Raw genomic sequence first — 23857 nt, forward strand, 5'->3', positions numbered from 1 at the left:
TCCCACAGGGCGGCCCCGCGCCGCCCCGTCACGCGGCTCCGGTCCGTACCTGGGCAGTGGCGCCGACCGGGCTGAGCCGTGCCGCCTGCCCGTCGGGTGCGGGCACCGTCACCACGGGGACCGTGGCGTGCCGCAGGCACTCGCGGCCGACCGTGCCGACCGCCGGGAGCTCCCACTGCCCGTGGGCCCTGCGCCCGAGGGCCAGTAGCAGAGCGCCGCGCGCGTACCGCAGAAGTACTTGTGCGGGCGGCCCCTCCGTCACGACGGCACGCAGGCCGGGGCCGACGCGGGGGCCGAAGGCCTGCCGTACGGCCGAGGCGAGGACCTCGGCGGCCCGCTCGCGCTGCTCCGCGATCGTCGGACGGGCCGATGTCGGCGCGTAGGGCGCGAACCCGGCCGTGCCCGTTTCCCAGGCGTGCACGGCGACGACCGGCGTGCCGAGGACCCGTGCCTGCTCCGCCGCCCAGCGCAGCGCGGCCACGGACGCCTCGGAGCCGTCGACGCCCACCACGATTCCGTCGGCGTGTTCGCTCATGGCTGCCTCCATGGATGGCCTCTGCTGCCACCCTCTCCCGAACCGGGCGGGCCACGCGTGGGCCGAGCGGCTCCGGGCCCGTGCCGAACGGTCCCTTGCCGATGACCGGCACAGCAGGGGCTCAGTACAGCGACCCCGGCCAGCTCGTCGCCACGGCGGCGATGACGCCCGCGTCGAGGAGCACGCCCAGCGACAGCCAGGGGTTGAACCACAGGGCCTTCAGTACCAGGCCCACGGAGGCCGCGAGGACCGCGGCGGCCGTCCAGCCGCTGCTCTGCGCCGCGGTGGCCGCGCCTGCGATGACGTAGAGCATGGCCGTGATGGAAGCGAGGGCGATGGCCGCTTGGCTCACGACCCGCGCCTGGGGCAGTCCCGCGGAGGCGAGGGCCCACGAGTGCCGGGGGTTGAACGGCTGCTCGGTGCTGTCATGGGGCAGCCAGACGGTCAGATGGATCAGGCCGTGCACGAACAGGAACGCCGAGACCAGAGCAGTGATCATGGCAGGGGCTCCGGTTCGTCGCCACCCTGGTCGAGCCGGAACGGCGGGTACACGTCGGTGAGAAGGGCCGCGTAGGCGGCCACCCGCAGGGCCCACCGGTTGAGGCCGATGACCAGATCGAAGATGCCGCGCGGGTAGCGGGCGGTAGCGGCCAGGCAGACGCCGGCGAACAGGGTGAGCAAGCCGATGAGCCCGCCCGAGAACCAGACCAGCCGGGCGCCGCCGAGGAAGAACCCCAGCACCAGGTAGTGGGGGATCGCCAGCAGCCACCACTTCACCAGGACCAGGCCTCGGGACAGCTGCTCGGGGTACGCCACGTCCCAGTGAGTCGGGTAGTCGGGCACGTCGGCGAGCGTGAACGGCGGGTACCGGTCGGTGCCGAGGGCACCGTACGCGTAGTACGCCAACCGCCAACTCCAGCGCAGCACGCCGGCGTTGAAGTCGAACAGCGCACGCGGATAGCGCCCGGTGAACAGGACGGCGAAGAACGCCACCACGCTCGCGACGACGAACGCCACCCACAGGAAGGCGAGGACGACGAAGTGGGGCAGGGCGAGCAGCCACTTCACCAGCCAGAGCCAACGCGACAGCTGCGGGTCGAGCGTCGCGGTCAGCCGGGCGGGGTGGACAGGGTGCAGTGCTTCCGTGGCCATGGTCGATCATCCCTTCCAGGCGGAGTGGTGATCACGAGCGGTGGCGCGCCGGTGATCGTCGCGGTCGCCGATGAAGTGAAGTGGGGAATCGTCGCTGCCCTCCTCGGGGTGTGCCCGGCCCCCCCGAGGGCCGGGTCGACGCGCGGTGGATCTCGGTCCTGACGACCCTCCAGGCGTTCACCTCCAGCGTTCACGCCACGTGCGTGCCGTCCCAGGGGCTGCTCGGGCAGGCCACCGGGGTCGATCGGCCCTCACCGCCGCGGGTTTGCGGGGCAGCCGGGCGTCTCTCCCGCACCGCTGCTCCCTCCGGCACCCGCGGGTTGGGCCCAATGGCCCCGGGCGGGGCCGACTCGCCCCTGCTGCCCCCGGGTCCGCAGTGCAAGGGTGGAGTGGGACCCGCGCCGCATCCCACTGCGGCCCGACGAAAGGCGGTGGGCGCCATGGAGTCGCCCCTGGTCGTAGGCGTGGACGGATCGGAGCCGAGTCTCAGCGCGGTCGACTGGGCCGTGGACGAGGCGGCCTGCCACGGTCTGCCGCTGCGCCTGTTGTACGCGTCTTTGTGGGAGCGGTACGAGGGCAATGTGCCCTCCGCCGGAGCGGAACGTCCGCCCGAGCGCGTCATGGCGGAGAACATCGTCGGCACCGCGGCCGAACGCGCCCGTCGACGCAACCCCGAGGTGAAGGTCTCGGCCGACGTGGTCCCCGACGAGGCGACGAACGCGCTGGTGGGCGAAGCCCATCACGCCTTCGCCGTGGTGACCGGATCACGCGGCCGCGGTGAGTTCGCCGGCCTGCTCCTGGGATCGGTCGGCCTGGCCGTGGCGGCTCGCGCCCACGGACCGGTGATCGTGGTCCGCGGCGACAAGGCGGGCCTGGCCGGCACCCACCAGCGGATCCTGCTCGGCGCGGCCGACCCCTCGACCGCCGGTGAGGCGACGCGATTCGCCTTCCGCGAAGCCGAGGCACGCCGATGCAAGGTCGACGTCGTGCGGGCCTGGCGTGTTCCCGCCCACGAGTCGGTCGACCACCACCTGAGCACCGGAGATCCCGCCCACCACCAGCAGGAACGGGCGTCCGCCCTGCTCGACGCGGTGCTCCACGACCCGATCGCGGCCCACCCGGGCGTGCCGGTGCGTCGCGACACGGTGGAGGGACCGGCCCACCGGGTGCTCCTGCGCCGGTCGGCGGCCGCCGACCTCGTCGTCATCGGAGCGCGACGCCGGTCCGGCCACTCCGGGCTTCAGCTGGGCCGGGTGGGGCACACGCTGCTGCACCATGCCTCCTGCCCCGTGGCCGTCGTACCACAACCGGAGTGACCATGGAGCACCCCCGCACCCCGACGACGTCCCCGAACGCACTCGCACCCGTCCTACGGGACATCCGAGCCGTCGTCTTCGACACCGACGGCGTGATCACCGACTCGGCCCGAGTCCACGCGGCCGCGTGGAAGACGGCGTTCGACGAGTTCCTTCGCGCGCATCCGCCGGCGGATCCTGAGCAGCGACGCCCGTTCGACGCCCGGGACGACTACCTCCGGTTCGTGGACGGCAAGTCCCGCCTCGACGGGGCCGCCGCCTTTCTCGCCTCGCGCGGTATCGATCCGTCGGACGAGAAGGTGCGCGACGTCGCCGCCGCCAAGGAGCGACTGTTCACCGAGCGGCTGCGTGAGCACGGTGTGGACGCGTACCCAGGAACGGTGCGGCTGGTGCGGGCGCTGTGCGGGGCGCGGGTCCCCCTGGCGGCGGCCTCGGCCTCCCGGCACGCCGGGGAATTGCTCACCCGGGCCGGGGTCCTGGACCTCTTCGACGTACTCGTGGACGGCGGCGAGGCCGCGCGGCTGGGGTTGGCGGGCAAGCCACGGCCCGACCTGTTCCTCACCGCGGTCGACCGGCTCGGCGTCCCGGCCGGCCGCGCCGCCGTCGTGGAGGACGCCCTGGCCGGCGTGGAGGCCGGACGGCACGGAGGGTTCGCCCTCGTCGTCGGCGTGGACCGGGCCGCCGCCGGGGACTCGCGGGAGAGGCTGCGGCGGCACGGCGCCGACATCGTCGTACGGGATCTGACGGAACTGCTGGTGTGAGGAGCGTCGAAGTGACGGGCTGGACCTGGGAGTACGAGGGCTACGAGCCCGCGCACCAGCGCCTGAGGGAATCTCTGTGCACCCTCGGCAACGGCTACTTCGCCACCCGGGGCGCGCTGCCGGAGTGCGCGGCCGACGAGATCCACTACCCGGGCACATACATCGCGGGCCTCTACAACCGGCTCAGCTCCGACGTGGCGGGCCGCCGGGTCGAGAACGAGGACATGGTGAACGTCCCGAACTGGCTGCCGCTGCGCTTCCGTCTGCGCGACGGCCAGTGGCTCACCCCCGACACCGCCCCGGTGCTCACCCACCGTCTGGATCTGCGTCTGGCCTCGGGCATGCTCGAACGGCGCACCCGCTACGACCTCGGCGAGGGACGGGTGCTGGCGGTGCGTCAGCAGCGGATCGTCCACATGTCCGACCCTCATCTGGCCGCGCTGCGCACCGAGTTCACCGCCGAGGGCTTCTCCGGCGAACTGGAGGTCGAGGCGTTGCTCGACGGCGCCGTCACCAATGCCGGTGTTCCGCGCTACCGCGACCTGGACGGCCATCACCTCACCCATGTCCATGCGGGGAGATCCGCCCCGGACACCGTCTGGCTGCGCTGCCGCACCCGTACCTCGGACGTCCGGATCGGCATGGCCGCCCGGCTGACCGCCGACCCGCCCGTCACGATCCGGAACAAGAGCCCGCGCACGACCCAGCACACCTGTCTGGACCTGGCGGAGGGCCGCACCGCCACCGTGGACAAGGTCGTCGCCCTGCACACCTCCCGCGACCCCGCGATCAGTGACCCGCTGTACGCCGCCGTGGACCGGGTGGGCAGGGCCCCCGGCTTCGACGACCTGCTCGAAACCCATCTCACGGCCTGGGACCAGCTCTGGCGTCGAGCCGAACTCGACGTCGCGGGCGAGTCGGGCCGCATCCTGCGGCTGCACCTCTTCCATGTGCTCCAGACCCTCTCGCCGCACACCGCCGACCTCGATGTCGGTGTGCCCGCCCGGGGACTGCACGGCGAGGCCTACCGCGGCCATGTCTTCTGGGACGAGCTGTTCGTCCTGCCCTTCCTCAACCTGCACTTCCCGGAGGTCTCCCGCGCCCTCCTGCGCTACCGCCACCGGCGCCTCGAACAGGCCCGAACCGCCGCGCTCGCTGCGGGGCACAGGGGCGCCCTCTACCCGTGGCAGAGCGGTAGCGACGGCCGTGAGGAGACCCAGCAGCTCCATCTCAACCCGCGCTCGGGACGTTGGCTGCCCGACCACTCCCGCCTCCAGTACCACGTCGGCTCGGCGATCGCGTACAACGTGTGGCAGTACTGCGAGGCGAGCGGCGACACGGAGTTCCTGCACACCAAGGGCGCCGAGATACTGCTGCAGATCGCCCGCTTCTGGGCGGACAAGGCCGTCTACGACGACACCCTGGGCCGTCACCGCATCAAGGGCGTGGTCGGCCCCGACGAGTACCACGACGCCTATCCCGGCGCGGCCACACCCGGCCTCGACGACAACGCGTATACCAACGTCACGGCCGCGTGGGTGCTCACCCGCACGCTGGAGCTGCTGGGCGGCCTGCCAGAGCCCCGCCGCCGTGAACTCGTCGAGCGCAATGGACTCGACGGGGGCGAACTCGAACTGTGGGAGGACGTTTCCCGCACCCTCCATGTGCCCTTCCACGACGGCGTCATCAGCCAGTTCGCGGGGTACGACGAGCTCGCCGAGCTTCCCTGGGAGGAGCACCGGCAGCGCTACGGCGACATCCGGCGGCTGGACCGGATCCTGGAGGCGGAGGGCGACACCGTCAACCGCTACAAGGCCTCCAAGCAGGCCGACGTCCTGATGCTCGGCTACCTTTTCTCGCCGACCGAACTGCGGGGCCTGTTCGACCGGTTGAGCCTCCGCCTGGACGAGGAGACCTGGCGGCGCACTGTCGACTACTACATGCACCGCACCAGCCACGGATCCACCCTCAGCGGCCTGGTGCACGGCTGGGTGCTGGCCCGGTGCCGGCGCAGCGAGGCCTGGAAGTTCTGCCAGGAGGCCCTCCAGGGCGACATCGCCGACGTGCAGGGCGGCACCACCGGCGAGGGCATCCACCTGGGCGCCATGGCCGGCACCCTCGACCTCGTCCAGCGCGGGCTGACCGGCCTGGAGACCCGGGGCGGCGCCCTGTGGCTCGACCCCGTGCCGCTGCCGGAACTGTCCTCGTACGGATTCTCCCTGCGCTACCAGGGGCACTGGGGCGTGCGGCTCCGTCTGGAGCGCGGGAAGCTGGAGATCGCCGTCCCATCGTCGGACGCGTCCGCGATCGACGTACGGCTGCGGGACCGCGCGGTCAGCGTCGAACCTGGGGAGACGGCTCGGCTGGAGCTCCCGGACTGACCGTCACCCGGGGGCGGCGGCCAGGAGACGAGGGACGGTGGCGTACGACTGGCTCCTGGCCGACGTGGCTGTGACGGACGCGCCGGACAGCCGACGCAACGCCAACAGGCCTAGGCGGCCTTGATGCCCGAGATGAGCCGCGTCGCCAGGTCGGACTGCACCATCAAGTGCGTGCGGTGCACCTGGTTCCCGGTGTCCTGCCAGGTGAGGGTGACCCGGGTCCAGCAGTGCCCCATCCCGCTGTCGTTGTAGACCACCTTCCAGGCGATCGGCACGCCCTTGGCGCGCAGCACGCCGTCCCTGTGGTGGGCGGCCTCCCAGCGAGCCAGGCTGCTGCGCAGCTGCTCGGTGAGGTAGTGGCCGCGCAGGGAGTTGGCCAGCCGGCCGCGGCCGGAGTCGAACAGGACGTCGATGTAGGCGCCGTAGAAGTCGGCGACCCGGTCGACCGTGCTCGTCGGGCTCCCGCTGCGGGCCGGGGTGCCGGCGAGCGAGGTGACGGTGGCCGGAGTGTCCGCCCGGACGCCGCCGCTCGCGGCCGCCGGCATCGAGGCTCCGAGGGCCGCCACCGCGCCGACGAGCGCGACACGACGGAACGTGCGTGACGTAGCCATGCCATGACTCCTCTCGCGAAGGAGGAACGAATCAGTCCCTCGACCCCAGTACAGCGCACATGAGTTGTCCGAAGCTCGGGCCGACCGGCCCCACGTGAGGGCCGATCGGCCGCCGTTGACGGATAACGGCTACGCCCCGGCGCTGGTCGTCAGCCGGTGTCGCAGCGACAGGGACGCGAGGGTGAGGAGCGCGGTGGCGAAGGCGGCCAGGACCCCCAGGTCGCGCAGGATCGCGGCCAGGTCACCGTCCCGCGACAGCAGCGTCGTCCACGCGTCGACGGCCCAGGCGTGCGGCACCGCGTGTCCGGCGCTGCGCAGCCAGTCGGGGACCAGGGCCAGGGGCCACATGCAGCCGCCCAGCATGCCGAGCCCGATGCCGAGGGCGGGGCCGATCGCGTGCACCTGCTCCGGCGTCCGGAACAGGGCCCCGGCCAGCACACCGGCGCCGGTGCCCACCAGCGCCCATACGGTGACCAGCGCGCCCGCGGCGAGCGGATCGCCCCAGGCGACGTCGAAGGCCAGGGCCCCGATGCCGACGATCAGCAGGGACTGCAGGACCGCCAGCAGCAGATAGGCGATCGTCTCGCCGAACACCAGGGTGCGGGCGGCGACCGGTGCCGCGAGCGCGCGGGCGTACACCCCCGTCCGGCGCGTCTGCACGATGGCCGCGCCGCCCGCCAGGGCGTTGATGAACACGAACAGCACCAGCATGGTCGGTGTGCTGTAGCTGTAGCCGAGGGGCAGGAAGTCGCTCTGGCCGTTGACGGTTTCGCTGCGGACGACGATGGGGGACGCGGTCCGTTCGGCGGTGCGGGCGAGCGCGAGGGTGTCGTCGAAGGGTCCGCCGGTCTCGTCACTGGCGAACCGGGCGGCCTGCAGACGTGCCGCGTGCTCGGCCACGACGGCCGACACCGAGGACACGGCCCCGTGTCCGGCGCTGCCGGAGGGCTCCACCAGCACCGGCACGCTCACGGATCGCCCGGCCCGTACGTCCGCATCGAGGCCGTTCGGCACCATGACCACCGCGTCCAGTTCGGCGCGCCGCAGCGCTGTGCGCGCGTCGTCCGGGGTGTCGTACGTGCGGGTCCGAAGCCCGGGTGCCTCCTGAAGGTCCGAGGTCAACTCCCGTGCCACCGGTCCGGCTTGTGCGGCCGGGACGAGTCCGATCCGAAACTGGTCGAAGCCGCTGACGGTGACCCCGATGACGACGATGATGGCGACCGGCAGCAGAACCATGAAGAACAGTGCCGTGCGGTCGCGCAGTACTCGCGCAAGGGTCGCGCCGGTCACGGCGAGCGCTGTCATGGCGTCCTCCTCACCCGCAGGAGCAGTGCCGTCACCGCGACCACGACCAGCGAGAACGCGGCGATGCCGAGCAGCGGGGCACCCACGGCCTCCCAGCCGCGCACTCCGGTGCCCAGGTCGGTGAAGCCGCGCAGGGCCCAGCCGTTGGGCGTGAACAGGGCGAGGGTGCGGATCGCCGGTGTGGTGCCGGAGGCGAAGACGAAGTTGCCGCCGAGCAGGACGAGCGCGAAGACCAGGATCGAGGCGAGCCCCTGGGCCTGCTGCTCGGTCCGCACGAGCGCGATGACCAGCGCGGTCAGACACACCACGCACACCGCCATCGCCACGCTGAGCGCCGCGACCCCGACCGGGTCGGCCCAACTCGCGTCGAAGGCGAGCCAGGACACGACCGTCACGGTGGCGAGCCCGGCCAGGCTGTAGACGAACGTCGACACCGACTTGCCGATCAGCAGTGCACCGCGCCCGACCGGTGCGGCGGCGATCCGGTCGAGGGTGCCCTGCTGCTGCTCGATGAAGTAGCCGCGTGCCCCGAAGCCGACGGTGAACAGCACGAAGAACATGCCCATGCTGGGCCCGAAGTAGCTGATGACCTTCAGCGGGTCGTCGGGCAGCCCTTGTGCCCGGACGTCCTCCGGCAGCCTCAACAGGGCGGCCTTCGCGGCGAGTTCGGGTACGTCCGTCTCCTGGGCGCCCGCGGCCACCGCCGTCGCGACCGACAGCCGGTCGGCGTTGACCTGGGCGACGTACGACTCGGTGACCGCCTCGGCGAGCTGCGCCTGGAGCCCGTAGTCGACGCTGTCCAGGACCCTGACCGGCTCGGCCCCGCCGCCGTGCAGCGATTCGGTGAACCCCTTCGGCACGACGATCGCGGCGTGCACGTCACCCGCGTCCACCGCCCGCCGTGCCGCCACTTCGGAGTCGTACGACCGTACGTGGACCGTGCCTTCGAGCTCCGGGCTCTTCAGCACCCGGGTGAGACCGGCGGCGGCCGGACCCCGGTCCAGGTCGACGACGCCGAGGTTCGCGCGGAACTCGTCGTTGTTGTTGAACGCCAGGGCCATCAGGGCGGAGATCAGCACCGGCGCGAGGAACACGATCACCCAGGCCGACCGGTCGCGCAGCCGCTGCCTGAGGTCCTTGGCCGCGATGGCGAGTACGACACGCACCGGGACTCACTCCCTCAGCGCGGTGCCGGTCAGATGGAGGAACACCGCCTCCAGGTCGGGCTCGTCGATCTCCACGCTGCGGATGCCGACGTCCAGCGCGTGGGCCAGATCGAGCAGGTCCGGCAGCAGGCTGCGGGCGTCCTTGACGACCAGCTCGACCACATCGCCCTTGTCGCCCGAACGCGCCGCGCCCTCGACCCGGGCGAGGCGGCGGCACGCGTCCGCGTAGGCCGTGAGGCCGCCGACGGCGGTCAGCCGCACCCGGTCCCGCTCGGCCACCAGCGCCACCAGCTCTCGCGGGGTCCCCTCGGCGACGAGACCGCCCCGGTCGATGATGCCGACGCGGTCGCAGAGCCGCTCGGCCTCCTCCATGTAGTGCGTGGTGTAGAGGACGGCCATGCCCTCCTCTCCGAACCGGGTGACGCTCTCCAGGATCGCGTGCCGGCTCTGCGGATCGACTCCGACGGTCGGCTCGTCCAGCACCAGCAGCGTCGGCGAATGCACCAGCCCGGCGCCGATGTTGAGACGCCGGCGCATACCGCCCGACAGGGAGTCGACGCGGTCGCGGGCCCGGCCGCCGAGGTCGATGAGGTGCAGCACCTCGTCGACCCGACGTTCCAACCGGCGGCGGGGCAGCCGGTAGAGGCGGCCGAAGAACCGGAGGTTCTCGCGGACGCTCAGGTCCGGATAGAGCGCCACGTCCTGCGGGACGAAGCCGATGAGCTGCTTGGCCGGCCCGGCGGCGGTGTTCACCGGCAGGCCCGCCACGTGCACGGTCCCGGCGTCGGGGCGCAGCAGCCCGCACACCATCCTGATCGTCGTCGTCTTGCCCGCTCCGTTCGGCCCGAGCAGGCCGTACGTCTCGCCCGGGGCGATGCTCAGGCTCACGTCGTCGACGGCGGTGCGCTCGCCGAACCGCCGTACGAGGTGGGAGCATTCGAGGACGTTCTTCATTTGGCGCCACCTCATGGTGCGAGGGAGAAGTAGTTCTCTTCTTCTTGCGTGAAGTGCAGCCGCAGCACCGTGTGCAGCCCGTACAGGCAGGCCCGCAGGTCGTCGAGTTGCTCCGGGGCCAGGCTCCCGTCGGGGCCGACCAGGGTGAGGTGCGTGGCGATGCGGTGGGCGAGGCGGTCGATCTCGACGTGGGCGCGGCTCATCGTGGCGGTGGCCTCGGGGCCGCCGAGCGTGGGGGCGAGGGCCGGGTAGAGCTGGTGCTCCTCGGCGTACTCGTGCGGCAGGAGCCGTTCGGTGAGCAGACGGTGCACGTTGCGCACGGCCGCGAGGGCCTGTGGTCCGGGGCTGTCCGAGAGCTGGTCGGCGGCGGAGCGCACGGCCTCCAGGACGTCCTGAAGGTCGTCGTGCTCGGCCGCGAAGCGGTGGATGAGGGCCTGAGTGGAAGGCTGGAGCGCCGGGCGTGCCCCGCGGTCGTCGCCCAGCGCGCGCAGGGCGTTGAGGATCACCGCGACGTCGATACCCTCCTGGAGCAGGGCGCCGACGGCGGGCGGGAGCAGGCCGAGGGCGGCCGCGGCCATCGCGATCAGCGACAGCGCCATGCCGCCGAGCGCGCTCTGCACGGCGATGCGCCGGGACCGTACGGCGATGGCGACGGCGTCGGCCAGGCGGTCCACCCGGTCGGTGGTCAGCACGATGTCGGCGGCCTCGGAGGACGCCGTGGAACCCCGTGAGCCCATCGCGACACCGACGTCGGCAGCGGCGAGGGCGGGCGCGTCGTTCACGCCGTCGCCCACCATCACGGTGACGGCGCCCTCGCGTTCGGCCCGCACCGCGGTGACCTTGTCGGCCGGGGACAGGCTCGCCCGCACGTCGTCGAGTCCGAGCACGGCGCCGACCTCGTGGGCGGGTTCGGCGCGGTCGCCGGTGAGCATGACGAGCCGTTCGATGCCCGCCGAGCGCAGCCGGCGCAGCGTGCGTGGCGCGTCGTGGCGCAGCGGGTCGCGCAGCAGGACGGCACCGACCGGGCGACTGTCCACGGTGAGCCAGACGACGGTCGCCCCGTCCAGGACGGCCCGGTTGTCCGCCGAGCGGGCCCAGGCGGGCTTCTCCGTACCGGCGTCGAGGCCGCCTACGCCCATGCGACGCCCCGCGATGGTGCCCCGCGCGCCACGGCCCGGCTCCTCGGACACGTCCGTGGGCATGGACAACCGCAGTCCCCGCTCCCGGGCGGCGTCGACAAGGGCGCGCGCGAGGACGTGCGGCGAGTACTGGTCGAGCGAGGCGGCCAGCCGCAGCACCTGGGACGGCTGCCAGCCGTGGGCGGCGATCACGTCGAGCACCCGGGGATGGCCGCCGGTGAGGGTGCCGGTCTTGTCCAGCAGCAGTGTGCGGGCCCGGCCGAGGTTCTCCAGCGCTCCGCCGTCCCGGATCACCACGCCCAGGCGCGAGGCCCGCGACAGCCCGGAGACCACGGCCACCGGTGCCGCCAGCAGCAGCGGGCACGGCGTGGCGACCACCAGAACCGCCACCGCCCGCACGGCGGAACCGCTGATCAGCCAGGTCAGCCCTGCCACGGCCACGGTGAGCGGCAGGAACCAGGCCGCGTACCGGTCGGCGAGCCGCACCACGGGCGCCGACTCCGCGGAGGCCTGCCGGGCCAGCCGCACGATCCCGGCGTACGTGCTGTCCTGCGCCGTCGCGGTGGCACGCAGTTCGAAGGCACCGCCCGCGTTGACCGCACCACTGCGCACCGACTCGCCCGGCGCGTGCCGCACGGCCAGCGGTTCTCCGGTGAGAACGGACTCGTCGAGCTCGGCCGGGTCGTCCGCCACGCTCCCGTCGACGGGGACGACCTCGCCGGGCCCGACGACCAGCAGGTCACCGACGGCGACTTCGGTCAGGGGCACCGTACGCACGTCGGTGCCGGTGCGGCGCCGGGCGGTGCGGGGCGCGTGCTCCAGCAGGGCGCGCAGATCGCGCGAGGCCCGCTGCCGCGCGGACGCCTCCAGCGCCCGTCCGGTGGCGAGCATCAGCGCGATCAGGGATCCGGCCAGGTACTCGCCCACGGCAAGGGTGCCGCCCAGCGCCAGGACCGCGATCAGGTCCACGCCCGCCTGGCCGCGGCGCAACGCGCCCAGCACCCAGCCGACCGCCGGCCCCACCGCGACGACCGTGCCCAGGGCCCAGCACAGGTCGGCGAGGCCGGTGGCGCCCGCGAGCCAGAAGACCCCGCCCACGGTCAGGGCGACGACGGTGTCGGCCAGCAGGAGCGATTCCAGCGGCGGCATACGGGAGAAGGCCGTCAGCAGCCGGTGCGACGGCCTCTCCTGAAGGAAGCGGTTCATGACGGTCCTCGCCCCGGGCGGCTCAGTCGTGCGGGACGACGGCCACGGGGCACGGCACATGGTGCAGGGCCGCGTGGGCGACCGGCCCGAGCTTCCAGGTCAGGTGCGACGGATGGCGCCTGCGCCCGACGACGGTGAGGCAGCCATGGGCGGACGCGGTCAGCAGCACCTGCGTGGCGGGGCCCACGGCCACATGCTTGGTGACGGGGACGTCGGGGAACTTCTCCCGCCACGGTGCCAGCGCGCCGGCGAGCCGCGCGCGCTCCTCGGCCTCGGGGTCCTCGTCGAGCCGGGCGGCGAGCGAGGTCAGGGGCAGCGCCCGCACGGCCCGCAGCCGCGCGCCGCGCGCCGCGGCCGCGGTGAACGCGAACTCCAGCAGCGGGTCGGCCACCCCTCCCGGCTCCTGCACCCCGACCACGACCTCGTCGCGGTCCGCCGCCGCGGGGTGGCCCCAGCCCGCCTCGACGGCCGGATCGCCCGCCCGCACGGCGACGGTCGGACAGGGCGTGAGCCCCAGCACATGCAGGCTGATGGAGCCGAGCAGGAAGCTCGCCACGGAGCCGTGCCCGCGCGAGCCGAGCACGAGCATCGACGCGCTCTCGCCGCGCTCCAACAGGGCGTGTGCGGCAGGAGCCGACACCAGTTCCGTGGTCAGGGCCAGGTCACCGTGGTGATGCAACAACTCCGCAGAGGCTCGCTCCAGGAGCTCCCGGCCGTAGCGCTGCTTGCTGTGCGCCTCCTGGACGATGGGCACGTCCAAGGGCTGCGTGGTCCAGGAGTGGAGCAGTACCAAGGGCAGATGACGGTCCACGGCCTCACGGGCGGCCCACCACGCGGCCGTCACGCTCGCGGGCGAACCGTCGAGTCCGACGACGACAGGTCCGGTCATGACGCACCTCCGGTGTAGGCGCCGCAAACGGTTCCCCGCCGCCGCGCGTGTCTTCCCTCGCCGCTTCCAGCGTGGGAGTCCGGCCGTTGCCGGGACGAGGGCCGGATGGGGGCGTTCCCGGGCCCGTACGGCCCTGTGCGGGGTCCGACCGGCGGGGCGAGTCTGGGAGGACAGGAGTGGGGCGAGGACGGCCCGGTGGAGATCGCCGGGTCAGGGGCCCGGCCGCATGGTGCTGCCCTCGCCCCGTCGTAGGGAGCCTGACGGGCCCGGCACGGGGACGTCGTACGCGTCCGTGGATCCCGTCGGGAAAGGGGAGCGAGATGAACGGCCCGGTAGTGGTGGGGGTGGACGGCTCGCCGTCGAGCATGGCGGCCGTGGAGGTCGCTGCGCGCGAGGCCGGGCTGCGGGGGGTGGGGCTGCGGCTGGTGCATGCCTTCAGCTGGCCGGCCGCGCACGTGCCGCCCGGCCGGCCCTGGGAGCCGAGCGGAGCCGGGCTGCGTGAACTGATCGACGGCACGCTCGCCAAGGCCCAGCGGCGCGCGCACGAGGCCGCGCCCGGGATCGATGTCATGCGCGAGGTCCTGGTCGGTGAACCGGTGATGGTGCTGGAGATCGAGTCCCGCTCGGCGTCCCTGGCCGTCGTCGGCAGCCGGGGCCTGAGCCGTTTCGGCGCTCTGTTGCTCGGCTCCACCGCCGGTCATCTGGCCGCCCACGCCGCATGCCCGGTGCTGGTGGTGCGCGGCAGGCCCGACCCGGCCGGGCCCGTCCTCCTCGCCGTCGACGGCTCGCCCGCCGCCCGCGGGGCCGCCGAGTTCGCCTTCGCGCAAGCCTCTCTGCACGGCACGGACCTGGTGGCCCTGCACGCCTGGAACACCCAGTCCGAGCGCGCCTACGACGGACCGTCCGACCCGCCCTTCGTGACGTACGACGAGGACCGGCTGCGCGACGAGGCGGAGCGGGTGCTCGCCGAGGCGCTGGGCGGACTGGGGGAGAAGTACCCGGACGTCGCCGTGCACCGCACCCTGGTGCGCGGCCGGATCCGGCACTCGCTCATAGAGGCGAGCGCCGAGGCCGGGCTCGTCGTGGTCGGGGCGCGCGGACGGGGCGGTTTCGCCGGGCTGCTGCTGGGATCGGTCAGTCAGGCGGTGCTGCACCACGCGCACTGCCCGGTCGCCGTGGTCCGGACGGGCGAGGTGTGACCGTGGGCGAGCGACTGGCGGCAGAGGTCGCGCCGGAGCCGGTTGCGGGGGCGGACGTCCATCGGCTCGCCCCCGAGCAGGCGGCGGCTCGTCTCGGCGTCGACCCGGCGACGGGTCTGAGCACGCGCGAGGCCCATGAGCGCGCCACGGCCTTCGGACCGAACCTGCTGGCCGAACCGGCCCGGCGGCCCGAATGGCTCAAGTTCCTGGACCAGTTCCGCAACTGGCTGATCGGCATCCTGCTGATCGCCGCCGTGGTGGCCGGTGCCATCGGCGACATCAAGGATGCCGTCGTCATCACCGTCGTCCTCCAGATCAACGCCGTCCTCGGTTACCTCCAGGAGCGGCGCGCCGAGCGCAGCCTGGAGGCGCTGCACCGGATGCTCGTGCCCACCGCCCGCGTACGCCGCGACGGCACGGAACGAGTGGTCGAGGCCCATACCCTCGTACCCGGCGACGTGGTTGTGCTGGAGGCCGGCGACCGCGTCCCCGCCGACGGGCGGCTCACCGTCGCGGAGTCGGTGGAGGTCGCCGAGGCGGCCCTGACCGGAGAGTCCCAGCCGGTCACCAAGAGCACCACAGCCGTCGAACCCACGGCGACCGGCCCGGTGCCGCTCGCCGAACGCAGCAGCATGCTGTTCATGAACACGGCGGTGACCCGGGGCCGTGCCGAGATGATCGTCACGGCCACCGGTATGCGCACCGAACTCGGCGCGATCGCCGAGGCGTTGCGCACCGGCCCCGAGCCGGCCAGCCCGCTCCAGATCCAGCTGGACAGCCTCGGCCGCCGGCTCGCGCTGCTGAGCGGCGTCGCGGTCGTCGCCTACGCGCTCGTCGCCCTGGTCGAGGGGGAGAGCCTGGCGGACATCGGCCTGCGGGCGGTGGCCCTCGCGGTCGCTGCGATCCCCGAAGGGCTGCCCGCCGTCCTGGCCCTGACGCTCGCGCTCGGCGTCTACCGCATGGCCGGGCGTGGCGCCATCGTCAAACGCCTGGCCTCGGTCGAGTCCCTCGGCTCGGCGACCGTCGTGTGCAGTGACAAGACGGGCACGCTGACCCTCAACGAGATGACCGTACGGTCCCTTTGGACCGCCGGAAGGCTCTACGAGGTGACCGGCGAGGGCTACGGCACCCGGGGCACCGTCCGCGGCGGCGAGGGACACGAAGACCAACTCCTGTGCGCGGTCCTGCCCTTCGCCCTCTGCAACGACGCCCACTTGACCGACGAGGGTTTCGTGGGCGATCCCACGGAGGCCGCGCTGGTCGTCCTCGCCGCCAAGACCGGTGTCGATGCCGACGGGCTACGGGCCGAGCTGCCGCGCACCGGCGAGCTGCCCTTCGACGCGGCCACCAAGTACATGGCGACCTTCCACCCCGAGACCGACGGCCGCACCCGCGTCCACGTCAAGGGCGCGGTGGACGTCCTGCTGGGCCTGTGCACCGACGTAGAGACGGACGACGGCGTACGCACCCTGGACGACGGGCAGCGGGGCGAGATCGAGGCCGTGGCCACACGGCTCGGCGGCTCGGGACTGCGCGTCCTCGGCGCCGCCACCGCCCTGGTGGACGGCACGCCGGACCCCACCACGCTTGCGGGTCTCACCCTCGTCTCCATCGCCGGGATCGCCGATCCGCCGCGGCCCCAGGCCAGGGACGCGATGGCGCTGTGCCGCTCGGCGGGCGTCGCGGTGAAGATGATCACCGGTGACCACGCCGACACCGCCACGGCCATCGCCCGCGAGCTCGACATCGACGGCCAGGTGGTGACCGGTGCCGAGCTGGACCGGATGGGCGAGGACGAACTCGCCGCGCGCATCGACGACATCGGTGTGTTCGCGCGGGTCGCCCCGGAGCACAAGGTGCTGATCGTGCGGGGCCTGACGGCCCGGGGACACATCGTCGCCATGACCGGCGACGGCGTGAACGACGCGGCGGCGCTGCGGGCCGCCCACATCGGCGTGGCGATGGGCCGCACCGGCACGGACGTGGCCAAGGAGGCCTCCGACGTCGTCCTCACCGACGACGACTTCTCCACGATCGTGCGGGCCGTGCGCGAGGGACGCGCGATCTACGACAACATCGTCAAGTTCGTCCGCTTCCAGCTGGCGACCAACGTCGGCGCCATCCTGACCCTGCTGGCCGCCTCCCTCGCAGGCCTGCCCGCCCCGCTGACCGCGGCCCAACTGCTCTGGGTCAACATCATCATGGACGGCCCGCCCGCCATGGCGCTGGCCGTCGACCCCGCCCGCGACGACGTGATGCGCCATCCGCCGCGCGACCCGGCGGAGCGGATCCTGGACGCCCGCCGACTGCTGGCCATCACCCGGGCCGGCGCGGTCATGGCGCTGGGCACGGTGGCAGTGCTGGCCCTCGCCCGCGAACAGGTCGACACCGACACCGCGCTGACCATGGCGTTCACCACGTTCGTCCTCTTCCAGCTGTTCAACGCCCTGAGTGCCCGCGCGGACAACGGTCCTCTGCTCGGCCGCCACCAGTTCCGCAACAGGACGCTGTGGCTGTGTCTGGCCGGTGTGCTGGCGGTGCAGGTCCTCGCCGTCCATCTGCCGTGGGCGCGCACGGTGTTCGGCACGGTGCCGCTCGACGCGGGGCAGTGGGCGGTGTGCCTGGGGACGGCATCCACGGTCCTGCTGGTGGAGCTGGCCGTACGTGGGGTGCGGCGGCTCGCACGGTCGGGGCAGCGATGAGCGGTAGGCAGCGCCTTCTGCCCCCGCCTACGGCTCATCGCCCCCTGCTCAGCGGGGAATCGGCAGTACGCCGCCCTCCAGCGTCTGCGACACCGTACGCCGCGGGGATGGCGGACCCTTCGGGCCGTAGCCCAGGCGGATCATCATCTGGGCGTGGCCCCGCCGGTCGTCGTGCGGCGTGGGTCCGAGCTGCTCGCGCAGGTCGGGCCATTCGAGCGCCTGGTGCAGCAGCGATGTCCGGATGCCGTGGGCGGTGGCTACCAGCAGGACGCGTTCCAGGGCCTGCCCGGCCCGCAGCCAGTCTGCACGCCGGTCGTGCGCGGTGGACAGCACCGCGATCGTCGGCCGGGCCTCGAACGGGCGGGCGGTCAGGGCCGCAGGGTGGCGGTGGGCGCCGAAGTCCCGCATGGGGATGCGGTCGCGGTAATCCTGCGCTCCGACGGCCGACGGCGGGATGCCGAGCCCCGTGTGGTCCGGCTCCTGGGCCCAGCGGCGGCTCTCCGCGGACCGGTCCGGGTCGGCCGTGGTGCGCTGCTCCCCCTCGCGCGTAAGGCGCAGCACCCGGTCGGTTGCGTCTGGGTCGTGCCGGCCGAGCACGGCACCCTCGGTGTGAGCGGCTTCGGCGAGTTCGGCCAGGACAGCGCCGGGGAGCGGCAGGTCGGCGAAGGGCAGCCGACTGCTGTGCCGGTGCCACAGGGCGTCGTACAGCCGAGGGGCTGTCGAGAAGCGGGCCGGACCGCCCAGCCGTACGGTCGCGAGCAGGCCGGGTTCGTCGGGGCGGGGCAGCAGCCGGGTCACCGGCACCCGGCCGAAGTGGGCCACGGCGACGCGGAGATTGAACAGCGCGCAGCCCACGGAGATGTGCAGGGCGCGCGCCGACGGGTCGGTATGACGCAGGCCGCGCTCGGCCGCCGCACGGATCTCCAGCGCGTCGTCGTCCGGGTCGAGGCGGAACCGCCAGGGCTGGGTGTTGTGGATCGAGGGAGCGGCCGACGCCGCCGAGACGAACGTCTCCAGGGTCGGAACGCCAGGAAGCGCGGTGGGCATGGTGGGCACGGAGGGCTCCTCCCCGCCGCCCCGCACAGAGAGGGCGGTGGGGCGGCTCGATGACCCTTCCCAGGGTGGCCCGCATGCCACCGTCAGGGCATGGGCCGTACGGCCCGACAGCGTGCCGGAGGGCCCAACGGCCTGTCGGGCGGCTTCGGTTCGGATCAGCTTGGGCGCAGGACGCTCCAACGGTGCGCCGAGCGGCGTCGGTTCGGCTCGGCGTGCGGTACAGCCGTGGCTCGCGTCAGCGTGCCGGACGGTCACCCGTCGTCTCGGGCTGCTCCAGGTGCGTGGCGAGAACGGCGGCCTGGACGCGGCGTTGGACACCCAGCTTGGCCAGCAGCCGGGAGATGTGGTTCTTGACGGTCTTCTCCGACAGGTACAGCCTCTTGCCGATCTCTCGGTTGGTGAGTCCGTCCCCGATGAGCGCGAGGATCTCCCGCTCACGCGGTGACAGCCCCGCGAGCTCCGGCGCCTCGGCCGGCGCCTCGGCGGGTTCGGCGCGCAGCGAGCGCATCAGCCGGGCTGTCGTCGCCGGGTCGAGCATGGACTGCCCCGAGGCGACCGTCCGCACCGCCGACACCAGGTCCGACCCGCGGATCTGTTTGAGCACATAGCCGGACGCCCCGGCCATGATCGCGTCGAGCAGGGCGTCCTCGTCGTCGAACGACGTCAGCATCAGACAGGCCAGCTCCGGCATCTGGCTGCGCAGCTCACGGCAGACGGTGATGCCGTCGCCGTCCGGGAGGCGTACGTCGAGCACGGCCACGTCCGGGCGTACGGCGGGGGCCCGGACCAGGGCATGCTCGACGTTCGCGGCGTCACCGACGACGGAGATGTCCGGCTCGGCGTCCAGCAGGTCGCAGAGCCCGCGACGGACCACCTCATGGTCGTCCAGCAGGAAGACGCGGATCGGGACCTGCGCGGTGAAGGTGCGTGCCTCGGTCATGTGGACCCCTTGTTCCCCGGGTGCGTGACGGACCTGCGAGCCGTCCTGACGACGATCATCACGCGCCCGGGCCTCCGCGACTAGGGCCGACCGGCCCAACCCGTTCCCTCGGCGCGCCCCGACCGGGACCCTGCGCACTGGTCCGTCGGCGCCTGACGGTGGTGCGTGCGCTGAGCGTTCTGCCGGTGTTCGGCTTCCATTCTGCCCCTCAGGCGGCGCGCGGGATGGACTGTCCGGCGCGGAAATGGCGGAGTCGCCCCCAGAGCGTGGGTGAGGCAAGGGCAGGCCGCTGCCTCACGCCGCCGGGGTGTCCCGCCCGTCCAGCTCGAACACCACGTCCACAACCCCCTCTACCGCCCGCACCAGCCGCGCCGCCACCGGTACCAGCGACGTGTCCCGGATCCGGCCGCCCAGGCGCACGACGCCGTCGAGGACGTCGATGCGTACCGCCGATCCGGGGACCGGGAAGAGATAGGCCACGACCTCTCGCCGTACCTCCTCCGCGATCTCCTCGTCGCTCCGCAGGAACACTTTCAGCAGGTCGGTCCGGCTGACGACACCCTCCAGGCGTCCGTCCGCGTCGACCACGGGCAGGCGCTTGACCCTGGCGCGTGCCATGGTCCGGGCGGCCTGCGCGAGCGTCGTGTCGGCCGTGACGGTGAGGGCGGGACGGGTCATCAGCTCGCCCGCGGTCACCGAACCAGCTTTCGCCAGGTCGGACAGCCGGCGCAGCTGCGTGTACCGGTCGGGGTCGCTGTCGCGGAACTCCTCCTTGGGCAGCAGATCGGCTTCGGAGACAACGCCGACGACCCGGCCCTCGCCGTCGACCACGGGCAGGGCGCTGACCTTGCGGTCCTGCAGGGTCCGTACGATGTCCTTGAACGCGGCGTCGCGGTCGGCGACGGCGACGTCACGGGTCATCACGTCACGCACGATGTGCGGTGATCCGGGCACGATGACTCCTTCAACTCCTTGATGGGTTTCGGCCGGGGCGCCGAGCGTGATCAGTGCACGGTCCCGCTGCCGTACGGGGCGTACAGGTCCAGCAGCCGGACACGGGCCGCCTGCAGGCGGTGGGCCACGACCTCGCCCACCCACCGGGCGATGCTCCGGCCGAACTCGGGGTCGCTCTGGCACATCGCGCGAACGGGCCTGGCGTCGAACTCGTACGCCCGCAGCAGCGAGGTCGCCTCCGCGCCCAGATGCCAGACGTGCGGCGGGTACAGCCAGGACCAGCCCAGGAGCTCGTTGTGGCCGAGCGACTCGATGACGGCGGCCCGGCGGCCGGGCACGCGCATGTCCAGGTCGACCGTGCCGGTCCGGATGATCCAGAACCGGTCGGCCTGCCCGCCCTCCTCGAAGAGCCGGGCGCCCAGCGGGAAGGACACCTCGCGGGCGACCCCCAGCAGCCGTTCCCGGTGGTCGGCGGGCAGCGCCCGAGGCATGCTCGTCGATGCGGGTGCGTTCATGGGATGCCTCCAGGTCGTGCGCACGGAGCTACCACCTCCAGCGTGAGTACGCACAACCGCCAGGGCCATGGGCCACCCGGCCCCAGGACCGGGCCACCTGGCGGCCCGCGCGAGCCCTTCGGCACCCTGTGCGGACGGGCGGGTCCGTCGTTCGATGGTGAGGGAGGGAGCGCCACTCGGCGCGGATACCACGGAGCGAGGCGGGGAGAGGGGCGGAAGTCATGCGTATCGTCGTCGCCCTCGGCGGCAACGCGCTGCTGCACCGCGGTGAGCGCCCCGACGCGGACGTCCAGACCACCAACATCGTCCGCGTCGCCACCGCGATCGCCGCCTTGGCCCACGACCACGAACTCGTCGTCACTCACGGCAACGCACCCCAGCTCGACCTCCTCGCGGCCCAGAGCACGGCCGACGCGGCCCTCACCGCCCCTTACCCGCTGGATCTGCTCGGCGCCCAGACGCAGGGCATGATCGGCACCCTCCTGGCCCGCACCCTGCACGACGTGCTCCCCGGACGCAGGGTCGTCACGCTCCTCACCCACACCCGGGTACGTGCCGACGACCCCGCCTTCGAGTACCCCACCCAGTTGGTCGGCCCGATCTACCCCGAGAAGCCGGCCCGCTTCCTGACGGCGAAGTACGGCTGGCACATGGCCGAGGACCGGCATGGCTGGCGTCGTGTGGTCCCCGCGCCCTCGCCCGAGCGGATCGTGGAGGGCGACACCGTCCGGGTGCTGCTGGAGACGGGGACCCTGGTGGTGTGCGCCGGCGGCGGAGGCGTTCCCGTCGTGGCCGACCGGGCCACCGGAGCGCTGCACGGCGTGGACGCCGTCGTGGACAAGGACCTCGCGGCCGCCCGGCTGGCCGAGGACCTGAAGGCGGACTTCCTGCTCGTGCTCACCGACGTACCGAACGTCTACGCCGACTACGGCACCCCCGACCAGCGGCCCGTCCTCGACACCACGCCGGCCGAACTGCGCGACGCTCTCCCCCACTGCCTCGAAGGCGTGGGAGGTACCCCCATCGCGCACCAGTCGATGGGTCCCAAGGCCGAGGCCGCGGCCCGTTTCGTCGAGAACACCGGCCAACTGGCCGCGATCGGGGCGCTGGACGCGGCGTACGAGATCGTGCACGGCCGTTCCGGGACTCTCGTACGGCCCGATCTGCCGGGCGCCTGACGCCCGGTCACTGCTCGCCGCTCCACTTCCGGTACGCGGCCACGGCCGACGGCAACGTCGGGAAGATCAGCCCCCGGCCCACCGATTCCGCCAGCCCGTACGCCTCCAGATCGTCCAGCAGGTCCTGCTTCACCCGGGCCAGCGCGAAGACGATGCCGCGCCGGGTCAGCTCACGGCGCAGGCCGTCCACCGCGTCCAGAGCGGTGATGTCGACCTCCACGTTCGCCTCGGTGTTGAGGACGAACCAGCGGACGGGGCCGGTCTGTTCGTCGACGGCGGCCAGGGCGCGGCGGTGGAAGTCCTGCGCGTTGGCGAAGAACAGCGGCGAGTCGTAGCGGTAGACGAGCAGCCCGGGGATGGTGCGGGCCTGCGGGTAGTCGTCCACGTCGTGCATACCGGCCACTCCGGGGACCAGCCCCTCGACGGCGTCGTGCGGCCGGGCCACCCGGCTCAGCAGCTCGGCCACGGACAGGCCGACGGCGACCAGCACGCCGTACAGCAGGTCCAGGGTGAGCACGCCGATCAGGCAGCCGACTGACAGGAGCAGTTCCCGCCGCCGGAAGGCGGCCAGCCGGGTGAAGCCCGCGAGGTCCATCATGCGGACCGCCGCGTACACCACCAGCGCGCCCAGCACAGCCGACGGAGTGCGGGTCAGCAGCGGGCTGAGGAACAGCAGCACCGCGAGCACCGCCACGCCCGCCACCAAGGAGTACGCCTGGCTGCGGGCGCCCGCCGAGGACGCGAGCGCGGTACGGCTGGCACTGCTGCTCACCGGGAAGCCCTGCAACCAGCCGGCGCCGAGATTGGTGACGCCCAGCGCCAGGAACTCCTGGTCGGCGTCGAGGCGGCCGTCCTCGTCGTCGCGACCCGCGAACGCGCGGGCGGTGAGGATGAAGTCCGTGTAGGCGACGAGCAGGACACCCAGGGCGGGCAGCACCAGCTGCGGCAGCTCGCTCAGGTCGGGCGCCGCCACGAAGGGCAGCCGGCCGGAACTTCGCCGATGACCTTGATCCCGTACCTGTCGTCGAGATCGAACACGGCCACGGCCGCTGTGCCCAGCACCGCCGCCAGCAAGGGGCCCGGCACGGCCCGCAGCAGCCACGCCGAGGTGAACAAGAACGCGATCGTGACGGCGGAGAAGACCACCGTCGCCGGATGCGCCTGCCCCAGGTGCCGTACGAATGACCACAGTTGCAGGAAGAACCCCGAACCCTCCGTGTCCACGCCGGTGAGCTTGGGCAGCTGGTCCACGATCATGATCAGGGCCACGCCCGCCAGATAGCCGATCAGGACCGGGCGGGACAACAGGTCGGCGACGAAGCCCAGACGCAGCACCCGGGCCGCCAGGCACAGCAGGCCGACCGTCACGGCGAGGGCGGCAGCCAGTGCGGCATAACGCTCGGGGTCCGCGCCGGCCAGAGGGGCCACCACGGTCGCCGTCATCAGCGCGGTCGTCGACTCGGGACCGACCGACAGCAGCCGGGACGAACCCAGCAGGGCGTACAGGCCGAGGGCGGGCAGGATCGCCCACAGCCCGGCGACCGGCGGCAGCCCGGCCACGCCCGCGTACGCCATCACCTGCGGCACGAGATACGCGGCCACGGTGACACCGGCGAGCAGGTCGCCGCGCAGCCACGAGCGGCGGTAACCGGCGAGGGCGGTGACCCCGGGGGCCAGACGGCGGATCGTGGGCATCAGGCGGTGCCACCCCGAGACGTGCCCGCCCGAGCCATGGGACATGGAGTTCCTTTCGCCGACTGCCTTCAGGATCCGTCGCGACCGCCCTGGCCGGCACGTCCGCGCGTTCAGGTTCGGTGGCCGACAGTCCCTGAGGAAGGGGCCGTTCAGCCCCACGAATGCTGACTTTCGGCACCGGGCGACGGCATGTCCGCGCCACG

General features: G+C 72.9%; 19 protein-coding genes and 1 pseudogene. 6 read left to right on the forward strand and 14 right to left on the reverse strand.

Going from position 1 to position 23857, the window contains the following annotated elements; genetic code table 11:
- Positions 1-28: 28 nt before the first annotated feature.
- From EJ357_RS43670 to EJ357_RS43680, 3 genes are all read right to left on the reverse strand, one after another.
- Entirely contained in the window at positions 29-535 is a 507-nt protein-coding gene (locus EJ357_RS43670) for a universal stress protein (RefSeq protein ID WP_175647745.1), read from the reverse strand.
- A 121-nt stretch (positions 536-656) separates the two neighbouring features.
- Positions 657-1034, reverse strand: a complete 378-nt coding sequence (locus EJ357_RS43675; RefSeq protein ID WP_126397796.1) for a hypothetical protein — start codon at positions 1032-1034, stop codon at positions 657-659.
- The gene (locus EJ357_RS43680; RefSeq protein ID WP_126397798.1) at positions 1031-1687 is read right to left on the reverse strand and encodes a DUF4389 domain-containing protein; all 657 of its coding nucleotides are present in this window, start codon (positions 1685-1687) and stop codon (positions 1031-1033) included. The genes EJ357_RS43675 and EJ357_RS43680 overlap by 4 nt, the downstream gene beginning before the upstream one ends.
- A gap of 440 nt (positions 1688-2127) precedes the next feature.
- Between EJ357_RS43680 and EJ357_RS43685 the strand changes: the two genes are divergently transcribed.
- From EJ357_RS43685 to EJ357_RS43695, 3 genes are read left to right on the forward strand one after another with little or no spacing between them, the layout of a single operon-like run.
- The gene (locus tag EJ357_RS43685; protein ID WP_126397800.1) at positions 2128-3003 is read left to right on the forward strand and encodes a universal stress protein; all 876 of its coding nucleotides are present in this window, start codon (positions 2128-2130) and stop codon (positions 3001-3003) included.
- A gap of 2 nt (positions 3004-3005) precedes the next feature.
- Positions 3006-3764 (forward strand): HAD family hydrolase, encoded by a 759-nt coding sequence (locus EJ357_RS43690; protein ID WP_126397802.1) that lies wholly within the window; start codon positions 3006-3008, stop codon positions 3762-3764.
- Between the two features lie 11 nt (positions 3765-3775).
- Entirely contained in the window at positions 3776-6145 is a 2370-nt protein-coding gene (locus tag EJ357_RS43695) for a glycoside hydrolase family 65 protein (RefSeq protein WP_126397804.1), read from the forward strand.
- A 110-nt stretch (positions 6146-6255) separates the two neighbouring features.
- On the opposite strand, the gene EJ357_RS43700 is transcribed toward EJ357_RS43695, so the two are convergent.
- The 6 genes from EJ357_RS43700 to EJ357_RS43725 all read right to left on the reverse strand — a co-directional run bounded on the left by EJ357_RS43700 (position 6256) and on the right by EJ357_RS43725 (position 13415).
- The gene (locus EJ357_RS43700) at positions 6256-6756 is read right to left on the reverse strand and encodes a hypothetical protein (protein ID WP_228472792.1); all 501 of its coding nucleotides are present in this window, start codon (positions 6754-6756) and stop codon (positions 6256-6258) included.
- Positions 6757-6885: 129 nt separating this feature from the next.
- The gene (locus tag EJ357_RS43705; protein WP_126397806.1) at positions 6886-8061 is read right to left on the reverse strand and encodes an ABC transporter permease; all 1176 of its coding nucleotides are present in this window, start codon (positions 8059-8061) and stop codon (positions 6886-6888) included.
- Positions 8058-9227 (reverse strand): ABC transporter permease, encoded by a 1170-nt coding sequence (locus tag EJ357_RS43710; protein ID WP_126397808.1) that lies wholly within the window; start codon positions 9225-9227, stop codon positions 8058-8060. The genes EJ357_RS43705 and EJ357_RS43710 overlap by 4 nt, the downstream gene beginning before the upstream one ends.
- A gap of 6 nt (positions 9228-9233) precedes the next feature.
- On the reverse strand, positions 9234-10181 hold the full coding sequence (locus tag EJ357_RS43715) for an ABC transporter ATP-binding protein (RefSeq protein WP_126397810.1): 948 nt from the start codon (positions 10179-10181) through the stop codon (positions 9234-9236).
- Positions 10182-10192: 11 nt separating this feature from the next.
- Entirely contained in the window at positions 10193-12526 is a 2334-nt protein-coding gene (locus EJ357_RS43720) for a heavy metal translocating P-type ATPase (RefSeq protein ID WP_407698450.1), read from the reverse strand.
- A 22-nt stretch (positions 12527-12548) separates the two neighbouring features.
- Positions 12549-13415: a universal stress protein gene (locus EJ357_RS43725; protein WP_126397812.1), complete on the reverse strand. Its 867-nt coding sequence runs from the start codon at positions 13413-13415 to the stop codon at positions 12549-12551.
- 320 nt (positions 13416-13735) lie between these two features.
- Here EJ357_RS43725 and EJ357_RS43730 point away from each other — a divergent pair, with 320 nt between their 5' ends.
- Both EJ357_RS43730 and EJ357_RS43735 read left to right on the forward strand, forming a co-directional pair.
- Positions 13736-14614 (forward strand): universal stress protein, encoded by an 879-nt coding sequence (locus EJ357_RS43730; RefSeq protein ID WP_126397814.1) that lies wholly within the window; start codon positions 13736-13738, stop codon positions 14612-14614.
- Positions 14615-14616: 2 nt separating this feature from the next.
- Positions 14617-17316 carry a cation-translocating P-type ATPase gene (locus tag EJ357_RS43735; RefSeq protein WP_228472793.1) on the forward strand — a complete coding sequence of 900 codons (2700 nt, stop codon included), beginning with the start codon at positions 14617-14619 and terminating at the stop codon, positions 17314-17316.
- 48 nt (positions 17317-17364) lie between these two features.
- On the opposite strand, the gene EJ357_RS43740 is transcribed toward EJ357_RS43735, so the two are convergent.
- The 4 genes from EJ357_RS43740 to EJ357_RS43755 form a co-directional block, all read right to left on the reverse strand.
- The gene (locus tag EJ357_RS43740) at positions 17365-18363 is read right to left on the reverse strand and encodes an Acg family FMN-binding oxidoreductase (protein WP_126400850.1); all 999 of its coding nucleotides are present in this window, start codon (positions 18361-18363) and stop codon (positions 17365-17367) included.
- 244 nt (positions 18364-18607) lie between these two features.
- The gene (locus tag EJ357_RS43745; protein ID WP_126397816.1) at positions 18608-19312 is read right to left on the reverse strand and encodes a response regulator; all 705 of its coding nucleotides are present in this window, start codon (positions 19310-19312) and stop codon (positions 18608-18610) included.
- A 294-nt stretch (positions 19313-19606) separates the two neighbouring features.
- Positions 19607-20266, reverse strand: a complete 660-nt coding sequence (locus EJ357_RS43750) for a CBS domain-containing protein (RefSeq protein WP_126397818.1) — start codon at positions 20264-20266, stop codon at positions 19607-19609.
- A 50-nt stretch (positions 20267-20316) separates the two neighbouring features.
- Positions 20317-20781, reverse strand: a complete 465-nt coding sequence (locus tag EJ357_RS43755; protein ID WP_126397820.1) for a cyclic nucleotide-binding domain-containing protein — start codon at positions 20779-20781, stop codon at positions 20317-20319.
- A 221-nt stretch (positions 20782-21002) separates the two neighbouring features.
- Here EJ357_RS43755 and EJ357_RS43760 point away from each other — a divergent pair, with 221 nt between their 5' ends.
- A complete protein-coding gene (locus EJ357_RS43760; protein ID WP_126397822.1) occupies positions 21003-21959 on the forward strand; it encodes a carbamate kinase in 957 nt (318 codons plus the stop codon).
- Positions 21960-21966: 7 nt separating this feature from the next.
- Here EJ357_RS43760 and EJ357_RS43765 read toward each other — a convergent pair.
- A pseudogene (locus tag EJ357_RS43765) lies at positions 21967-23654 on the reverse strand (SulP family inorganic anion transporter).
- Positions 23655-23857 lie beyond the last annotated feature (203 nt).

It is taken from the genome of Streptomyces cyaneochromogenes, from assembly GCF_003963535.1.
Classification (GTDB): Bacteria; Actinomycetota; Actinomycetes; order Streptomycetales; family Streptomycetaceae; genus Streptomyces; species Streptomyces shaanxiensis.

What these genes read in the sequence shown, in the direction of transcription:
- EJ357_RS43670 (WP_175647745.1), bottom strand. Translation starts at nt 535, where the DNA reads ATGAGCGAACACGCCGACGGAATCGTGGTGGGCGTCGACGGCTCCGAG.
- EJ357_RS43675 (WP_126397796.1), bottom strand. Translation starts at nt 1,034, where the DNA reads ATGATCACTGCTCTGGTCTCGGCGTTCCTGTTCGTGCACGGCCTGATC.
- EJ357_RS43680 (WP_126397798.1), bottom strand. Translation starts at nt 1,687, where the DNA reads ATGGCCACGGAAGCACTGCACCCTGTCCACCCCGCCCGGCTGACCGCG.
- EJ357_RS43685 (WP_126397800.1), top strand. Translation starts at nt 2,128, where the DNA reads ATGGAGTCGCCCCTGGTCGTAGGCGTGGACGGATCGGAGCCGAGTCTC.
- EJ357_RS43690 (WP_126397802.1), top strand. Translation starts at nt 3,006, where the DNA reads ATGGAGCACCCCCGCACCCCGACGACGTCCCCGAACGCACTCGCACCC.
- EJ357_RS43700 (WP_228472792.1), bottom strand. Translation starts at nt 6,756, where the DNA reads ATGGCTACGTCACGCACGTTCCGTCGTGTCGCGCTCGTCGGCGCGGTG.
- EJ357_RS43705 (WP_126397806.1), bottom strand. Translation starts at nt 8,061, where the DNA reads ATGACAGCGCTCGCCGTGACCGGCGCGACCCTTGCGCGAGTACTGCGC.
- EJ357_RS43715 (WP_126397810.1), bottom strand. Translation starts at nt 10,181, where the DNA reads ATGAAGAACGTCCTCGAATGCTCCCACCTCGTACGGCGGTTCGGCGAG.
- EJ357_RS43720 (WP_407698450.1), bottom strand. Translation starts at nt 12,526, where the DNA reads ATGAACCGCTTCCTTCAGGAGAGGCCGTCGCACCGGCTGCTGACGGCC.
- EJ357_RS43725 (WP_126397812.1), bottom strand. Translation starts at nt 13,415, where the DNA reads ATGACCGGACCTGTCGTCGTCGGACTCGACGGTTCGCCCGCGAGCGTG.
- EJ357_RS43730 (WP_126397814.1), top strand. Translation starts at nt 13,736, where the DNA reads ATGAACGGCCCGGTAGTGGTGGGGGTGGACGGCTCGCCGTCGAGCATG.
- EJ357_RS43740 (WP_126400850.1), bottom strand. Translation starts at nt 18,363, where the DNA reads ATGCCCACCGCGCTTCCTGGCGTTCCGACCCTGGAGACGTTCGTCTCG.
- EJ357_RS43745 (WP_126397816.1), bottom strand. Translation starts at nt 19,312, where the DNA reads ATGACCGAGGCACGCACCTTCACCGCGCAGGTCCCGATCCGCGTCTTC.
- EJ357_RS43755 (WP_126397820.1), bottom strand. Translation starts at nt 20,781, where the DNA reads ATGAACGCACCCGCATCGACGAGCATGCCTCGGGCGCTGCCCGCCGAC.
- EJ357_RS43760 (WP_126397822.1), top strand. Translation starts at nt 21,003, where the DNA reads ATGCGTATCGTCGTCGCCCTCGGCGGCAACGCGCTGCTGCACCGCGGT.